General features: G+C 40.6%; 13 protein-coding genes and 1 pseudogene. 12 read left to right on the top strand and 2 right to left on the bottom strand.

Annotated features, from left to right (window positions below; all coding sequences use genetic code 11):
• Nucleotides 1-379: 379 nt before the first annotated feature.
• The 6 genes from J7E78_RS08690 to yaaA all read left to right on the top strand — a co-directional run bounded on the left by J7E78_RS08690 (nucleotide 380) and on the right by yaaA (nucleotide 12,519).
• Complete coding sequence (locus tag J7E78_RS08690) at nucleotides 380-3,676, top strand: RHS repeat domain-containing protein (protein WP_215075841.1); 3,297 nt, start codon at nucleotides 380-382, stop codon at nucleotides 3,674-3,676.
• A 31-nt stretch (nucleotides 3,677-3,707) separates the two neighbouring features.
• A complete protein-coding gene (locus J7E78_RS08695) occupies nucleotides 3,708-8,945 on the top strand; it encodes a polymorphic toxin-type HINT domain-containing protein (protein ID WP_215075842.1) in 5,238 nt (1,745 codons plus the stop codon).
• A 30-nt stretch (nucleotides 8,946-8,975) separates the two neighbouring features.
• Entirely contained in the window at nucleotides 8,976-9,356 is a 381-nt protein-coding gene (locus J7E78_RS08700; protein ID WP_215075843.1) for a hypothetical protein, read from the top strand.
• A gap of 288 nt (nucleotides 9,357-9,644) precedes the next feature.
• Complete coding sequence (locus tag J7E78_RS08705) at nucleotides 9,645-10,745, top strand: RHS repeat domain-containing protein (RefSeq protein ID WP_251034924.1); 1,101 nt, start codon at nucleotides 9,645-9,647, stop codon at nucleotides 10,743-10,745.
• Nucleotides 10,746-10,759: 14 nt separating this feature from the next.
• Nucleotides 10,760-11,431, top strand: a complete 672-nt coding sequence (locus J7E78_RS08710; RefSeq protein ID WP_215075844.1) for a tetratricopeptide repeat protein — start codon at nucleotides 10,760-10,762, stop codon at nucleotides 11,429-11,431.
• A 332-nt stretch (nucleotides 11,432-11,763) separates the two neighbouring features.
• Nucleotides 11,764-12,519, top strand: coding sequence for a peroxide stress protein YaaA (gene yaaA, locus J7E78_RS08715; protein WP_251034925.1), 756 nt, complete (start codon nucleotides 11,764-11,766; stop codon nucleotides 12,517-12,519).
• Nucleotides 12,520-12,565: 46 nt separating this feature from the next.
• Here yaaA and J7E78_RS08720 read toward each other — a convergent pair whose 3' ends face one another.
• Both J7E78_RS08720 and J7E78_RS08725 read right to left on the bottom strand, forming a co-directional pair.
• Entirely contained in the window at nucleotides 12,566-12,880 is a 315-nt protein-coding gene (locus J7E78_RS08720; RefSeq protein WP_215075845.1) for a hypothetical protein, read from the bottom strand.
• 81 nt (nucleotides 12,881-12,961) lie between these two features.
• A complete protein-coding gene (locus tag J7E78_RS08725) occupies nucleotides 12,962-13,525 on the bottom strand; it encodes a DUF4879 domain-containing protein (RefSeq protein ID WP_215075846.1) in 564 nt (187 codons plus the stop codon).
• 646 nt (nucleotides 13,526-14,171) lie between these two features.
• Here J7E78_RS08725 and J7E78_RS08730 point away from each other — a divergent pair.
• From J7E78_RS08730 to J7E78_RS08755, 6 genes and pseudogenes are all read left to right on the top strand, one after another.
• A complete protein-coding gene (locus J7E78_RS08730) occupies nucleotides 14,172-15,392 on the top strand; it encodes a WXG100 family type VII secretion target (protein ID WP_215075847.1) in 1,221 nt (406 codons plus the stop codon).
• 11 nt (nucleotides 15,393-15,403) lie between these two features.
• Complete coding sequence (locus J7E78_RS08735; RefSeq protein WP_215075848.1) at nucleotides 15,404-16,003, top strand: pentapeptide repeat-containing protein; 600 nt, start codon at nucleotides 15,404-15,406, stop codon at nucleotides 16,001-16,003.
• Nucleotides 16,004-16,206: 203 nt separating this feature from the next.
• A pseudogene (locus J7E78_RS08740) lies at nucleotides 16,207-16,401 on the top strand (DUF6985 domain-containing protein); the annotation flags it as partial.
• Between the two features lie 293 nt (nucleotides 16,402-16,694).
• Nucleotides 16,695-17,186 (top strand): hypothetical protein, encoded by a 492-nt coding sequence (locus J7E78_RS08745; RefSeq protein WP_215075850.1) that lies wholly within the window; start codon nucleotides 16,695-16,697, stop codon nucleotides 17,184-17,186.
• 63 nt (nucleotides 17,187-17,249) lie between these two features.
• Entirely contained in the window at nucleotides 17,250-17,627 is a 378-nt protein-coding gene (gene cdiI, locus J7E78_RS08750) for a ribonuclease toxin immunity protein CdiI (RefSeq protein ID WP_215075851.1), read from the top strand.
• A gap of 332 nt (nucleotides 17,628-17,959) precedes the next feature.
• Entirely contained in the window at nucleotides 17,960-18,451 is a 492-nt protein-coding gene (locus tag J7E78_RS08755; protein ID WP_251034926.1) for a hypothetical protein, read from the top strand.
• Nucleotides 18,452-18,824 lie beyond the last annotated feature (373 nt).

Below are 18,824 nucleotides of genomic sequence, written 5' to 3' on the forward strand. Positions count from 1 at the left end.
GGCTAAGGTATCTCAATGAACTAATTTTTGTTTTTTTAACTGTCTACTTTACAGGGAGCGGTTCAAAGTCGCCAACTGGCGGCTTTTTTATTTTTCAGATATTAAATCTAAGTACTAATCAAAATAGGAAAGACGATTAACTCAGTTGAAATAGCATTTGAACTGCATCTAATCTATTATTCTATTTTGTATCAGGATAATTGCGGATTATATTTTAAATTGTTATCTGAGATATAAAAGGAAAAAAGTCCCTGAATTTAGGGACTAATTTACTATGTCCTAAAATAAGGAAAATGACGATAATGATTCATCGGACTCCATTTATACATCTGTTGAGGGAGGAAATGGAGAAAAAACATAAAGGAGGAATATGAATTCCATGAGTTTAAGAAAAGGTTTTATTGTTTTTCTGATGGCTTTGTTGTTGATTGGAACCATGTATCCGACTAGCGGTTATGCGCTTTCGGATCATTCGGATGCCATAATAACAACTGAAAGTAGCGCGGAGAATGTTGATGTTTCTATGGAGGAATCAGTTTTAACAGACGGCGAGAATCTGGATGTTATTGATCCGGATGTCTACGAAGAACCAGAAGGTGTAGATGAAGTTATCGAAGAAGCAGAAGATGAAGCGACGGTAACTGATGATACATACGGGGGAAACTCTTTCTCTCCTCAAGCTATGGCTATGGCAGACGGAACTTTGACCATGAGTCCCGGAGATTCCTATACATTCACGAATAACGGAAGTGCCTCAAGATCGTTAAGTACCAATGCCGCGACTTCAAGAAGCAGTGCATACGATTACGTTATTTATAGACCAGATGGCAGCATCATGAGCGAGAACATGAACTCTATTAGCAGTTTGTCAGTAGGTTCGGGGTATACAGCCGTGGTGACATCCACGGGTCAAAATCCGTTTACAGTGACAATTCGTTCAGAATTTTCCTACAGTGTATCAGCTAACCCAGCCATGCTTAGGGTTACGTTATCCAAAGGAGAGAGCTATCGATACTTTAATGAAGGGACACAGTCAAGAGTTCTAAGTGCCGATACTTCCACAGCTCAGGACAGGAGGATAGATTACGCTTCTTACAGAGAAGATGGTAGTCTTGTAGCTTCCAATTTTGAAACGACGGGGAAACCTTCACTTGCAGAAGGGAACGAAATTATTATTACTGGAGCGGGCTCACAGCCTGTTAGTGTTGGATTTCCTTATGAAGTCTATAGCGGTGAATGGAGCGATGAGCCGGCCTATACGCGTACGACTCTACATCAGGGCGAGAGCTACCAGTTCACCAACATCAGTTCCAAATCAGATGCGCTCCAAAGTGATGGTTCCACCAAAGACAAACATGATTACGTTGTTTATCTTCCGGATGGAACGGAAAGTTCTACAGGGACGAATACGACCACTAAACCTACTGTAGCAGCCGGAAGAACGGCCGTTGTAACCTTGGTTACAGCAACGCCTGTAACATATGGTGTGCCCTATCGGACATTTGATGTCCAAAAAGCCGGTGGTGATGCAATTACTCGAATCACTGTATATCCTGGAGAATCTATGATTTTCAGTAATAATGGTTCGTTGGCCAATCCGATAAAAAACAATGCAAGCAGTACTAATGGAGCCGTTTTTGACTATGTTCTTTATACAGCAGAAAACGTCGTTCATTCGGATGGATTCAACAAAAATACCAATCCGATCATTCGCTCACAGGGGTACGCAGTCGTGACCGTAGCCGGGCAAGTCCCGATTGAGTTTAGTTACACGGATGATTTCTCGGTTGAAGAAAGTATGGAGCCGGCATACCATCGCGTAACACTTAAACAGGGAGAAAGCGTGACATTTTGGAATAACAGCACCGATCGGGAATATCTAGACAGTGATGCATCCACCACCCAAGGGCGGATTTTTGATTACGTCACCTATTATCCAGATGGTACAGAACGGAGTACAAGAAAAGCAACCACGGTTGAACCAGTTGTTTACTATGGAAATAAAGCAGTAATCACAGGTGTATCTGCGGAGCCTGTAACCATAGGTGCGATTTTCACCATTTTTGATGTAGAGGACCGACCAAATGAAGCACTAAATAAGATTACCGTATCACCGGGCCAATCGGTCAAATTCCATAATGGAGGCTCACTCAGCAATCCAATACGGAGTAACGCCAAAAAAATAGGTGCGTTGTTTGATATTGTTGTGTATAAGGCAGACGGCAGAGCACATAGTGACAAATTCAATAGCAATGGTAGTCTCGCTACCATTCCTTCTGGTGGTGAAGCTATCGTTACCGTAGGGGGAAGTACACCTGTATTATTTGAATACACGGATGATTTCTCTGTCGTGGACAGCCAGGAACCGGCTTATCTGCGCGTGACATTGAACAAAGGTGAAAGCTATGCCTTCACCAATACAAGTTCGGATTCGGAAAGGCTCCGAAATGATGCTTCCAGCAGCGCGGGGCGGGTGTATGATTACACGATTTACAACGTAGATGGAACAGTGTCAAGCAGTAGAACGGCAACAGCGATTGAGGCGTATGTCTTGGATGGTAAAAAAGTTGTTGTTACCAACATCTCGGATCAACCCATAACGTATGGTGGAATTTACCGCGTTTTCCGTGGACAAGATGATCAAGTCCCTTCACCAGAAACAGAAATCACTGTCAATCAAGGACAGAGTGCAGTATTTACGAATCCGGATTCAAAACCTGCTCAACTTGAACGAATCGCAGGAGTAAATTCCGTTGTGGATTATACGGTCTACGATACATCCAATAAAGCACTGTATTTCGTGGAAGGTAAAAGTCATGCAACATGGGATATTCCAGCCGGTGCAACGCTTGTCGTTACTGTAGTATCTTCGGAACCTGTAACAATTCAATATGCCGTTCCTGTGACAGCCATCTCAAGTCAGGAGCCTGCACTTATCAAGCGAGATTTAGCGCCAAATAACACGGTGTTGTTCTCAAATACCTCACCTTATGAGGCTATACTCGTTGGTTCTCCTTCAGAAGGAGGAACCTATGATTACGTTATTCGAAATCAGAGTCAAGTGGTTGTTAAGGAAGGAAAGAACGCTACAGGAGGACAATTTGTACCTGGAAAGTCTGACATTCAGGTGCATAATGTGTCAGCCCAAACGCTGAAATTTGTAGGTGCTTATCGGCACTTTACGGTCAAGGAAGTGGAAGTGGAGTTTCTGACTTTGTATGAAAACACAGAGACGGCGCTTCCGACAGTTCAGCAAGGGAATGTATACTACCGTTTTAGTCCTTATAGCTCTGATAAGTATCGGATTGCCATAAAGGAATCAGGTGATTTTTCCATCGAACCTCGGATCGAATTGTATTCAGATAAGGAATTGAGCATTCCGGTAGCTGCTTCAATAGAGCAAGAACAGGTATATGGTGAGCAATATACCGTTCTTGAATGGGAGCTTGAAGGTGGACAGAATTATTATCTCAAGCTAAGTGAAAAAGAAGGAAAACCGATTCAGGGAGCCATAAAAGCAGCATGGATGAACATTCGTAATGACAATAGCTATGAGTACGGCTATGGCAATCAATTGCTTAAAGTCGTTCTATTTACAGGAGATCAAATTGTATTTGAGTATGATCGCAACGGTAATTTAACGAAACGAACGAAAAAGATTTTCCCATTTAATTAAGGATTGTCTAAATCTAGGTTGAGGTGATGGAGTGTTTAAGAAAATAACGATTATTTGGTTGTGCGTCATATTGGTTCTTAGTGGGTTCGGTTCTTTTGGATATGGAGGACAAGCAGCAGCGGCGGCAGAAGGTAGGGATTCCCTCCCTTCCGCTACCTACATTACTATCCATAGTTTAAAAGAGCAGTTTGGTATTAAGGAAGATTGGATTGAGAAAAAACTAGATCAAGGATACTCGCTGTACCAGTTATATAAAGCTTTACAGACAGATCGCACAGGCGGCGAGGCTGCTGAAAAATGGCTAGAAGCACAAGAAATAAGCGAACCAATTCAAATGGAGGAGCTACGCCCTTCCGGTTCATCACAGCAAAACAACTTCTCGATTAATGCTCTTAATGAGGATACTCCAGGTACGGGAACGACCGTGGACGAAACTGGACTTAACCATGTCGATATCCGGGACGATGCATCGCTGTACATGACATCTTATGGAGCAGAATCCATCTCTACTGCTACAGGGGAAATGATGATTCAGAGTACTGACCTTTCTCTACCTGGACTCATTCCGTTTGATCTGACACGTGTCTATGACAGCGCTAGAGCCACTGGGCAACTTGGCGTTGAATATGACGAAACGACACAAACGTATTCCAATAAGGTTACGCCACGCAAGGAAGAACTCTCTGCTGGATTGGGACAAGGCTGGCGCTGGGACATTCCTTTCATGGAAAAGCGTGGCGATCATCAGTATATTCAGATTCCGGGCGTGGGCTATTACCGCTTAAACGCGAATCTGGAACTGGAAGGTTACGTATGGAATGACTTAACCATTAAGCAAGATGCCACTGTGACTGTTAATGGCGTATCTAGCACTTATCGTTTATCCATCCGTAACGGCTACGATTATCTATTTAATGAAGCCGGAGAACTGTTGCAAATTACAGATGGCTACCGAAATACGGTGAACTTTCACTATACGACATTGAACGGAAACCAAGCCATTGCAAGAATTGAAAACAGTGAAGGTCAGGCGTTGACATTTGCTTATGACAACCTGAAGGTTACTGTACAGCTTGCCGGAACGGATCGGAAAGCATCGTACACGCAACGCGAGGACGAAGGCATTCGCATTTTGCGAGAATACACGGATGCTCTCGATCGGACAACGACGTATACGTACTATTATCCAGAATCCAAATTCAACTTTTTACCTGAGTTGCAAAGCAACCAAAATGCTCAAGGTGTGATGCATACAGCGTTGCTATCGCGCATTACAAGCCCTTCATCAGCTATAACGGATTATGCATATATTCCGGAGCTGAAGCAGATCGGCGAAGCTTCCTCCCATTTTATATTCAAAATAAGAGAACGTAAGAGTCAGTTTAGTACAACAGAAGGCGAAGGCGTTCTGGATAAGGTTAACTTTGAGTACTCTGGAGAAGATCTGGACACTTACGGTCAATCTGCAACATGGACAACAAAAGTGAAAGCAGAGAACACTGTAGATACTTGGACGTTCTCCAAAACGTTTAGCGCTGCAGCGCATCCAGATTTGGTTCACGCAGATAAGCACACGTTAACTGGAGATGACGTAACTTTTTCCACGGAGTTCCAGTACGACAGTCAAACGAAGCGAAACCTTCCGACTCAAACGACAGAGTGGGTGAGCAAGGGTGGTCGAACTAGTGAGAAGTTGACAACGACTATCACATACGATACAAACGGCATGGTGACATCCGAGAAACAAAGCACAGGTCAAGAATCAACTTATTCGTACGAAGTGGGCAAAGCGCCTTACAATTGGATCAAACCAGTGCGCATTACCACAAAGGTGAACAGCGCACTGGAAAGATACACTGAGATAACATACAACAATCAAGGTGACATGTTGCGAACCACCACAAAAAACGGGTACGGTGGACAATTGCTCTCCGATTCAGAAGTGACGCTGGATGACAAAGGGCGCGTCATTAGTACAACGGACAAAGGCGGGACGTTGGCCAAGGATCGTACGGCGACATTTAGCTACCCATCGAATGCAGGGCATTTGTTGGAATCGACATCGATGACTGTGCATGATGCTGCTGGCAAAGCGGAATCGCTTGTGGAATCGTATAGTTATACATCTGCAGGTGAACTAGAGACAACGACGAATGCTGCCGGAGAACAGGAAACCAATCAATATGATCTGGCAGGGCGTCTTCTTAAAATCAACCATGCCGATGGTACACAATCAACGACGGCATACGATGATACCAATAACATTATTACGAGTACTTCAGCAGATGGCATTGTTACTTCACAACGGTACAATCCGCTAGGATTGCTCGTGGAAGAGCAAACTGCGGACGCGACATTTAAATATGTCTATGATGGCGAAGGAAACGTGACGGCTTCGGAGGATGCCGAGGGGAATGTGACGAGGTATGTAGTTAACGCGTTTGGACAAACGACAGATACCCAATATTCGGATGGAACCACGTATAAAACAACGGTTGATCCTGTCGGGCAAACCGTGACTTATCAGGATGCTTCTGGGTACCAAACTCGTGAGAAGAAAGACTTGCTGGGACGTGCAACAGCGGTAGAAGAATATCGGGACGGCGCATTTGTACCGTTGCAACAAAACGAGTATGACCTTAGCGGAAACGTGACTGCTTCAATTGATGGTAATGGGGAGCGGACAACCTATACGTACGATGCGCTTGGTCAAATCGCGACGGCAACAACGCCTAAACAAGAAACCAGCCGTTATTTTTACAGCTATCAGGGGCAGGTAACCCAAGTTGTATCTGCCAACGGTCAAACCGTGACCAAACAGTATGATGAATTGGGTCGGATCATCAAGCAGATCCCACCGATGCTGGATGGTTCTGCAATAACGTATTATTATGATAAAAAAAGCAATTTGATCAAAAAGCAAGATCGGCTCGGAAAGATCACCGAGTATACGTATAATAGCGACAGCATGCTTACAGGATTCAAAAGTCCAGATACTTTAGTTTCGTATACTTACGACGAGATGGGCCGCAGAACGTCGATGACAGATGATCACGGCAAAACGACCTATTCATACCGTGATACGGACGGTGTGCTCAGTGGGCTGGCCTTCCCGGATGGAACCCAACTGGAATATGAAAACAATACCCAGCAGCGGTTGGGATATACCTTGACTGATGCGAAAGGAAAATCCTTGCGAGTGCACGGTGAATTGGACTCGATGAACCGCGTCACTTCGATGGATATCACTTCGGGAACAGGGGGCGCTTCGGTACTCGCAGCATCCGCTCAGACGCCTGTAGATCGAATGACCTTTAGCTACGCATCAAACAGTTTGCTGGAAAACGTATCGTTTGGCAAAGGTCTTAGCACAAGCTACCAGTTTGACGGATATGATCTGTCGGGAGTCACCGTTTCCCAGGGAACGACCGCCATTCATCAATTCAACTATGAATACGATGGAAACAAAAACATTACGTCCCGAACCCAGAACGGGACAACCGATCAGTTTACGTATGATGAACTCAGCCGCATTCAAACGGAATCGGGTTCACAGCAGGAAGCATACACGTACGATCCGAATGGCAACCGTTACAGTACCGGTAGCGGTAAGGTATACGGGCTAAAAGATGCAGAATATACGTATGACAGCCAGAATCGATTGATCAAAGCGACTGGCGAAGGTAAGACCATAACGTATAGCTACAACGGGGATGGTTTGCTGTATCAACGCACCGAAGGCGACCAAACTAACCGGTATTATTACGATGAAGAAGCTAAACTGATCGCGGAAGCCCAAGTGGCGTCCGGGAAAGCTGAACTGACTTACGCCTACATCTATGATCTGTATGGACAACTATGGTCACGTCAGGACAAGCAAACTGGAAAATTGGAATATTATCAATTCAATGGTCATGGCGATGTAGTTGGACTTGTAGATGATACTGGCCAAGTGTTGAACGAATATACGTATGACATCTGGGGCGGACCACTCACAACAGAAGAAACCGTTCCGAATGTTCTGCGTTATGCAGGAGAGTACTGGGATGGGACGGTAGGGCTTCAATACTTGCGAGCTCGTTGGTACGATCCAGGTATGGCCCGGTTTATTGGCGAGGACACGTACGAAGGTGAACTGAATGATCCGTTGAGTTTGAATCTGTATTCGTATGTGAGCAATAATCCGTTGAAGTATGTGGATCCGAGTGGACACATCAAAAACACGGCATACTATGAGATGGACCTTATGCTTAGAGATTCAATGTCGCTGAACAAAAAATCAACTGAATATTGGAGCAATCGAAGTCAACTTGGGGTTGTTTTCCAAAAAGTATATGGCGATAAAAACAATAATAGATTCAAATATTTGTATGACTTATTAACTCAAACGAGTCCTTATAAAAATAGTGCAGGGACCGCAGAGTGGGCAAAAAGCGAGCTATTAACAGCTTTGGACACGTACACTGATCGAACTTGGGCCCTAGCACAGTCTGTAGAGAGTCTAATTTATTCTGCGACCGGTCTTGTAGGAACAACCAAAGGTAAAGGGTCTACCGTTATCTCGAAAGGGTGTAATTGCTTTACAGCCGGTACTAAGGTACAAACAGACGAAGGGGATAAGAATATCGAAGACATTGAGGTCGGAGATAAGGTTCTCGCCAAGGATGAGAATAACCCTGATGGAGAATTGGCTTACAAGGAAGTGACGAACCTTTATCGCAATCAACGTGATGATATAATTAAACTATATGTTGAAGCGCAAATCATCGAGACGACCGACAACCATCCGTTTTGGGTTGAAGGTACAGGGTGGATGTTCGCAGATGAACTTCAAGTTGGCGACAAACTCCAAAAAGCTGACGGAAGCAGCCTGACGATTGATAAGGTTGTATTAGTGAAACTGGATGAGCCAGTAACGGTGTATAACTTTACAGTTGCTGACTTCCATACGTATTATGTGACGAATTTAGGGATATGGGTTCATAATACTAATTGTGACATTCTTCGTTCTCAAGGCAAGCCATATGAAAATCATACAATTGTAAAGAAAACCGATAAGCAGAGAAGTTTACCGACCGCTGGTAAACCGAATACCTCAGTAGACTTTTATGATGAGAAAGGCACTCTGATGCAGAGAAGATATTATGACGAAAACGGGCGAGCAATACAAGACATAGATTACGAGCACTCAAATGGAGATAATAGCCATGTTTTTCCGCATAATCATACTTGGGATTGGAGTAGCGGTTCACCAAAAAGAAGCAAATAGAACATTTATTTTCTTTACGGAGGTTGAGAAATGATAAGTATTCATGACAATGAAATTATTTCCTATGAGGTTGATTTTCAAAAGTCTAAAATCACATTGAACACATTAGGTGGTAGCGGAGATTCAGATACCACTTATATCGAGTTTATTGATGTACTTGCTCATATGTTTGAAACACAGCTACAAGGAAGTATTATCCTTGATATTAGTACCTTTGATATAGACCGATTTTCTAAGCATAACAAGGAATTGTTAGAGAAACAGAAGAATTACGGGTGGCCGATGCATTATGAAACGATAGAGGATCTGCTTGAATATTTACAGAATGAAAATTATAACTATTATGTAATTTCGGCTTCATATGGCTTTAATGGATGGATTGTCGCTAAAGAATATGATATTTACAACTGAATGGATATTTTAACTAGGCTTTGAGGATGTAAAACCTCAAGGCCTTTCTTTATGACGGATTGTATTATGAAGTGCGGCACCTGAGCTCAGTCGCATTCAAACGGAATCGGGTTCTCAGCAGTAAACACACACGTATGATCCGAATGGCAACCGTTACAGTACCGATAGTGGTAAGGTATACGATCTGAAAGATGCAGAATATACGTATGACAGCCAGAATCGATTGATCAAAGCGACAGGCGAAGGCAAGACCATAACCTATAGCTATAACAGGGGATAGTTTGCTGTATGAACGCACCGAAGGCGGAAGCCCAAGTGGCGTCCGGGAAAGCTGAACTGACTTACGCCTACATCTATGATCTGTATGGACAACTATGGTCACGCCAGGAGAAACAAACTGGAAAATTGGAATACTACCAGTTCAATGGTCATGGCGATGTAGTCGGACTTGTGGATGATGCTGGTCAAGTATTGAGCGAGTACACGTATGACATCTGGGGTGGACCACTCACAACGGAAGAAACGGTTCCAAATGTTCTGCGTTATGCTGGTGAATATTGGGATGAGACGGTAGGACTCCAGTATCTACGAGCTCGTTGGTACGATCCAGGCATGGCACGATTTATTGGCGAGGATACGTATGAAGGTGAACTGAATGATCCGTTGAGTTTGAACCTGTATTCGTATGTCAGTAATAACCCGTTAAAGTATGTGGATCCTAGCGGTAATATGGCAGAGCCTTACTATGCTCAAGAACTCAGACATATGTTGAAGGATGCTAAAGCGAAAGGTTATAAAATAAATACTTCGAATTATAATCTGTATAAAAATACGATTCGAGATCGTTACAGTTTTAACTCTTTTTTAGATAAGAATCGGTATAATTACTTGTATGATATGGCATTGGGTAAAAGCCCTTATACTAAGTCTGCAGGTAATATTAGCTGGGCAACTGAACAGTTAGTAAGTGCGTTGATTAAAGGAAAAGAAGCAGAATATATAGCTGCACTTGCAATGGGATTTGTTGGTGGCAAAGCTACCGGATCCAAGAAAGGGAAAGGCCAAGGCGGAGCTCTCAGTCCAACGGCTAAAATTAGTTTTAAATCAGATTTATTTAAACGGTATGAATCCCATGTATTTTCTCAGGATCACATTAAAAAAGGGATCATGAAACTTGGGAAAGATAGATTGTCTATTTTTAACAGTGTAACTAGTAAGATAGGTCAAGTTGATCCTAGTAAAATTAAAATAGGTTCGAACCAGATGTTCACAAAAATCAACGGTCATGATGTAACAATTAGGTTTTTTGCTGACAAGAACGGCACCATAATTAATGTAGATGCCTTTATGGGCAAGACTACTCGCCTTCTTGGTAACCAAATTAATTAGAAATGAGGATTTTGATGAATGATTTATCCATTCAGAATATTGTCAATGGGTTAGTGAATCAGTCGACTGGAGAGTCCATGGAAGAAGCAGAGAAGTTAATTCTTGACTATTTAAATAAGTTTCCTCAGGACGTAGACGCATGGGCAAGAGTAGTCTTATTGCAAACATTACCTCCTTTTGGAGATTATCAAAGAGCTATATCATTGTTAGATTCGGCAATGGAGTACAATGATAATGTTTCATATTTCACAATACTTTCAAGTTTTTTCAGTGAATGGTTTATGGGTGGAATGAATGATTTCCAACTTGAAAAATTAATGCAATTAAAGAAAAACTCCAGTGATACACAAACGAAAGCCATTATATTGTATTTGATGGCATGGCATTACGAATCTACAAACAAAAATAAGTTTGTTACTCTTGTTGATCAATCAATTAAAACATGTGATTATCTTGTAATGAATTGGGTTGATTTAGGAAACTATTATTTACAAAATGGAGAAATGGATAGAGGAAAACTATTAATTCAGAGTGGATTGGCTAATGTTAAACTTATTTATAAGGAAGATACATGTTACGAAGATTATGACTCACTAGATGTAATCAGGTTTATTAATGAACGAATTACTGGCGTCTTTATGACAGAGGGAAGATACAATTCAATTGTTAATTTAACAACTACCTAAAATTCTTTTTTGAAAGAGGAATCAGCATAAAAACACAGTTGGTCTATAGTTGATAGAAGAATGCGAATTGATTAAATTCAGGTACTCACACGTTTCAAAGGTTATACAATGGGTGCAACTAACCCTTGATTCTTATTTAAAGTACAAATAAATTAAATTTTCAAAATGTAATGAATAAGCCAGTCTATTAGCGGGCTGGTTTGTTCGTGTTTGAGTCTTTTCAAAGGACCATGACAGGTGACGGGGCGAGTGCGCTTTAACATTGGATTCACCTGATCAATCCTGTACAATGAATAACGACAAAAACAACGGTAGATTAAGGATGGATCAGCATGATACGAATTATTATTTCACCCGCCAAAAAGATGAAGATCGACACCGATCTTATGACTATCGCGCAGATGCCGCGTTTTATAAACGAATCAGAACAGCTATTGAGTGTGCTTCAAAAGTTATCCTATGACGAGCTCAAAGCGTTGTGGAAGTGTAACGATGCAATTGCCGAACAGAATATGAAGCGGATTCAGAATATGAATGTTAAGAATAATCTGACACCAGCAATATATGCCTATGAGGGTATTCAGTATCAATATATGGCACCGGGTGTTTTTCAAAATGAGGAACTGGCGTATCTTCAGCAGCATTTACGTATATTATCCGGTTTTTATGGCATGTTGCGTCCTTTGGATGGCGTTACCCCTTATCGGTTGGAGATGCAGGGCAAGTTGCAAGGTCCGGGCTTCAAAACGCTTTATCAATTCTGGGGTAGCAAACTCGCAGATCAGCTTCAATCAGAAAGCAACTACATCCTAAATCTGGCTTCCAAAGAGTATAGCAAAAATATTCTACCTTTTCTGAGTGAGGAAACCCGTTTCATTACTTGTGTATTTGGACAAATGGTCAATGGGAAGCTTGTTGAAAAGGCAACCTGGGCTAAAATGGCTAGGGGTGAAATGGTACGATATATGGCAGAGCATAAGATTACAGATGTGAGGGAGGTAAGAAACTTTGATCGGTTAAACTTCGCTTTTTCAGAAGAACGATCCGACGAGAGCACGTATGTATTCATACAAGCAGTGGGAAAGTAGCCTACTGTACAACGGTAGGTTCCTATACAAAGTCGGCCCTTTAAGGTCACAATGAGAAAAGACGCAGGGATGTATATCCCTGCGCCTGATCAAGAATCAAATCTGTGTCTATCAATCCAGCCAACAAGGAGGAACCTGCAATTTTACCATCAGCATCGGTTAAGGGATTGAAGCCACTTCTTTTTTCCTCTGCTTTGTTCCACGCATCCTGGACTTCATGAAATGCATTCTTCAAGGTCGCCTGAGCAAATATACTAGCACAATTGTTAGCTGAAGAGTGAGCTGTCACTTCAAATTTAGGTGCGATTGAATTCGTATCCAAAGCTGATAAGCTTTTGGGCTTACTTCCCGTATTCCTCATGATAGAACCAGATCCTTCTTCTGTAAAACATGTGCCATCGTAGAATGCAGTGCAATGACCTTCGCATATGGCATTTAGGAGTTAACGAACATTAATCCAAGCGGTCCACTTTGTTGGAATATTAATGGAATAGACTGTACCTACAAATTGTCCTCCTGTACTAGAGGCTTCATAAACCCAAGAATGGGCGAAAGCATCTATGGTACGATCACCGTCCAAATCAATAGGCTCACTCCAGTTGTTATTCATTGTACTGCCAGCGAGTGTGCCGTAGTGACTGCTGTCATAACCAATCTGGAACGTAATACACTGAATCCAAGCCCCGCCATGATCATTGGTCGTAGAGAGCGGGTTGTTATTGAAGCCGTAAATTTCTTGACCGCCATTAGGAGATACAACACCGTATACATTAATATGAGATACTTTCGGAGCAGGCGCAAACAGAACTGGACCACCCGCATTATCAGCCTTCTGCGATTCAAATTCAGCCTTAGCTGCTTTCACAGCTTCACGGAATTCTTTGGAATTAATAATTTCTTCCTTTGTCAACGGTTTGGCTTGAGTCACGTCACCATCTGCATAAGCAGCAACATTAAACGAAAGTACTAGAACAAGTATAAGAGCTAAACTAAACAATTTTCTCATAGCAATAAATTCCACCTTTCTTGTTATGGGTATTCTTTTACAAAAATATTGAAACGACAAATAGACCTGCTTGCAGATTAAAGCCTCTTGCCCTCCTTTCTTATGAAAATGGTTCTTCCCTCTTTTTCTTTACTGAAAACAGAAATAAAGGAGATAGAACTCTACAGGCTAGAAAACTCTATGAAGTAGGAATGTATATGTAAAATGAATGCCTGCCAATAATTATGTGTTGCAGACAAAATGTAAAACTCATTTGAAAGCATTGATATCTTGGTTATATTAGGCTCGGATACCCATCTTAAAAATATAAGATTCAAAAATAAATATTTAAATTGTAATATATTCCATTTATACAAACATATAGTACACCTAATCATCCGCACGAGTCAAGTTTCTTCATTAATACTATGATTTGTTAAAGTTTTCGGCTTGTCGTAGTAAAATGCCACAGTATCCTGTATTCGTAAAAGGAAAACCCTCTGGAACATGTATACACCTACATAGAGATCGTATGGGGCTGAGGGACGGATATATATCATTTTGAGCGTGGATTCATGCAGTGAAATCAGGAGGTTAGGCGGATGTAATTGCCATTAAACTTCTGCTAACATAGTCCTATCATATCTTAGATGAGCGGTGAAAATGGATGAATACCATTAAAGTTACCCCTGAACAGTTACATCACGTATCGAATCAAGTGGATCAGGCGAGACAACAAATGGAGCATATACGAGGTGAGCTGACAAGACAGATCGGGTTTATTCAGACGATGTGGATGGGTGCGATGCAGGAGAGGTTTTATGATGAGTTTGAACGATCACGCCCCATACTAGATAAAGCGCTGGAGAGTATGGTGAACATCTCCAAGGAACTGAAGGATATCGCCACACGATTCGAGAATGCAGATGCTGAAACGGTGGGTCTGGGCAGTACTATGGGGCTGATGGGTGCGGCAGCGATGATGAAGACCTCAGGAAGTGATACCGGTTCGGGCGATAAGGGCTATAGGATGGCACAAGTCAATGTTTTTGGGAAATGGGTGTCGATGCCTGTCAACGAGAATGGTGTTACGGATCAGGCTGCGCTCCAGGCTTACGAGAGAGATCAGGGGCATTTGGATTTTAATCGAATGCAAGCTGTAAATGTTGAACCGCCAGGGGAAGATGTTTTTGCGATGCAGATCAAAGCTTTTGAAAATGGAATTCATCCCTTCACAGGCGAGCCCGTATCCGATAAGTATGCTCAGATGATGCTAACTTCCCTGAAGTTCAGCCAGCTATTTATGGCATTTCAGATGGTTCGCGGGAGTATGCCGGGTGGCAAAGGGCCGTTTCGCGTACCTTCTTCTCATCCAGCTGTGGCGAAGATTAAAAAGAATTTGGAAGCGGCTGAAGCGAAGAAAGGTAGTAATATTAAGAGGATGGGTAAAGAGACATACACTGGAGGCAGGAATCACAAAGAGGTGGATGATTTAGCTCGAGATCCTTCAGGTGGTGGTAAAATAGAACCAAAAAATATAAATGAAAGAGATGTTGGATTACAATTAGAAGCAAGAGGTGATTTAGGAAGAATAATACGTGATCCACAAGCAGATAAGGGCGCAGAGTTCATTGATACCACTACGGGCATAAAGTGGGACGTGAAGAGTTTTGAATCATATCCAAGTGGTAGGAACGGAATACCTATAACCAATCCTAAAAAGGGTGCTTTTACTATTCAAAGTGGTATGCAAAAAATACATGAAGAATTTGCTAAGGGGCATGACGTAATTATTGATACGAAAAAAATGGTGCCTGAGCATATTGAACAACTGAAGAAAGCAATTGATAAAGAAGGAATAGCAGATAGAATATTATGGTTCCCCTAAGGAGTGGAAAAATGGAAGGAAAAGATATTATTAATATGTTTGCTTTGCATAAAAAGTGGGTTGAGACAATTGGTGATGAAGGTGAGCAGTTAAAGTTAGATGAAGTTGATTTAAGAGTTTTTGACTTATCTGATGTATTACTTGAACAATCCTATTTAATAGATTGCACTTTTGATGATCTCAAACTGGAAAATGTTGATTTTCATTCATCATTATTAGCCTCATCAACTTTTATCAAAGCATCTTTAGATAAATGTGATTTTTATAAATCAGATCTCAGGTATACGGATTTTTCCAACTGCATCATTAGAAATAGTAGATTTAGTAAAGGTGATTGTTGGGAAGCAGCATTTAATAACGCATGTTTAGTTGATTGTAATCTGATTAATGTATCTTTGCATTTAACCGATTTTAGAAATGCAAGACTAGAAAATGTAGATATAAGTGTATCGACATTTAAAGATACGTTGTTAAACGGAGTAACACTAAAGAGTATTAAAGGGATAGAAGAAGCTTTTTTTCAGAGTATAAATATTGGCATACCGGAAAAACCAGTGTTGTTAGAAAAAGAGGAAGCTAGGAAATGGTTTTTAGAAAAATGTGAATCTTAAATACTTATTTCATTACTTTAAAAAGGTTGATCTTAGTTAGGTACCACGATGATTGACCTGTTTGTCATATCTTCGTTTTATTCTGGCCATGTTGGCAGATAACAAAAACATTACAGTGAGAACAAATCTACTAACTTCTCTGAGAATACAATTGTATGGCGTGTGAACCTAGAGGATTTGCAAAAAAATTGAGGAAGACTCTTTTAATGAAAAATTGGAATAAATTGCAGCAAAATTTCGTACAAAAACTCTTAGAGTATTATCAACAAACGCGATATGAACTGGGTTATGATATTGCTTTTAATGAGAACTATCCCTTAGTTGAAACAACGGACCAAATTCTAGAGATGATTGAGTTAGATCGTATTGTGGTTCCCTATGGGAATATAAGGAAAGGCTGAGGTATTGGAGTACTATTTAATTGCTCCAGCTTGCGAACAACTGCAAAAGATCAGGTCGTCCGTGTAACATAAGGAGAAGATACATATTGGCTTCATTCGGAAATTTACAGAATTAGACCCGATTCCTGACCCAAACATTGCAACAAAATTTTGTTTCGATAGAGCAGCACAAAGGTTATCCGTTTGTTTTATTAGAGAAAATGGATTTTTCCCTAATAGAACCACATTTGAATCTTAATGTTTATTAAAACTTTGATTGGTTCCAGTTTGAGGGAGGAGATTATAATCTCATGGGCACTTCAGCTGTTATTTTAACGCAGAAAGATAAATATGCTCCAGAACAACTCCTTGCTTATACGATTGTTGCAGCTTTTCATTCGGAATCTGCTCTTTATTTCTATAACAACAAAACGTATACAAATGAAGGAGAATTTTTATATACAACGCTGAATATTAATCATAAGTCATTTACAGGGGACAATGAATTCTCATTGATATTCCATATTCACAGCATCAATAGCCTAAGTACTGACTTTTATTATCACGAAGATTTAGGTTTAGATACTAATTTATTATTATGCCAAGTCGGGCACATGGAGGATATCTATGGTAATCAAGAGTTAATACTTCATTTTATTTATGAATATCTCAAGTTGAATCCTGATGATTATTTTTGGATTGCGGACAATGATTGGGTATACAGCCGGGAGGAGATACAAAAACTGAAATCTTTACCGTACGACCCGGATTGGTGTTATAAAAACCCAAAGACTAACTTCTAAATTACGACAAAGGGAACATAAAGCTTTTTGATCCTGCTTTTTAATTAATATCGGAGGAGAGATATGATGTATAAAATATTGGCAACAAAAGCTGAAATAGATAGATTAGTCGAATCTTATTTCTGGATTATTGATTTTCCGAGAGCTTTAACATACTTCGGAGATCATGAGAGACATGGTTATGGTTCAGGTCCACTGGAGGTACAATTTTCATCCTATCATATGCCAGAAGAGGAAGAGTATATTGGTGATCAGAAAGTGTGTTTTATTGGAGAGCCTCCAGCATACGATGAAGATGTAATGGCAGTGATGGAGCATGATGAATTTTATAACTATTTGATGATTTACAGTGAGAAGTACGTGGAGGAGCACCCAGAAGCTAAACAGGATATTTATAATTTATTAGATGTGGTAAAAAAAAGATTGGGTTTACATTCTTAACTTACTAATTGTGAATCATATATCATTTGCGAAGAACAACGAATGTTCGTTTATTTTATACGTCCATAGTATTCATAGTCCAAGTATTGGGTGTACAGTTTGGAAGATATGCAAGCACTAAAAACGTTACCGTATGACCCCGATTGGTGTTATAAAAATCCGAAAGCTCTTCCCACCTGAAATGTTGTGAGGAATGAGCTTTATTTGCATACAGAAAATAAACAAAGAAGGCGAGAGGCCAGCAAATAAGGGTGCTGGAAAAATTATTGCGGGGTATATTGATATGATTACATCCGCCTGTCCATTGTATTAAGAAGATTGGAGCTACGAAGATGATTAAGTATAGATATACCATCGAATATAAAGAAGATTTCAACGAAGTTATTCTTGACTTAGGTAGGGATTCATCTTTAAAGAATGGTTATCTGATTAGTAATTCTTTGGGATCAGATATATTTGGAGACTTCGCCACGATCCAGGAAGAGATCGGAAACTTAATCGAATTACTGATAGGGAAAATAACGTTATACGAGGGAGGAGGGAATGTGAACTTAATAAAATCTAACAAGTCTTTTACAACTTTTGAAGATATCTTTGCAGAAGAAGATGAAGAGGACAGTACATGTGAAATTGAGACGTTAGAATATATAAAGATACTATTGTTATGGGTAAAAGAGAACTTTCAATATAAAAGCCAGCAAGGCGTTATCTTGAAAGAAGAAGGGCAAGTAGCATTAGAGTGGATAAATAAAAAAATATTGAACTCTGTGAGATTGAGAGCCAATAATCGCAAAAGATTGTTGACCATGCTAATCTTTTATTAGAAACGAACAATATTAAGCTTTATAAGTCTGTTGATTGTGGATAGTTTATTCTTCAATGGGAAAGTATCTTAGTTGAAGGATCCATAAGCACATAGTAGCTCAAAAAAGTCATGTGTGTGTTGAAAACGCACATAATCTAATCTGGTGAACTGATTTTGATCTGAAGACAGTTTTGTTATCGTAAAGAGCGCCAACAAAACTGTTCTCTTTTATTTGATATAACTAGTTGTTGATTCACACGTACTCTGTTATTTATTAGATGTTTGCGTGAATCAATTTCTATAGAAGCTTCTGCTAATAGTATTAATGGAAGTTATTCATTTTGGATACAAGAACACCGTTTGTCATATTTGTCCATTTTGTGGTACGATAA

This window comes from Paenibacillus polymyxa (assembly GCF_018614975.1).
Taxonomy (GTDB): Bacteria; Bacillota; Bacilli; order Paenibacillales; family Paenibacillaceae; genus Paenibacillus; species Paenibacillus polymyxa_E.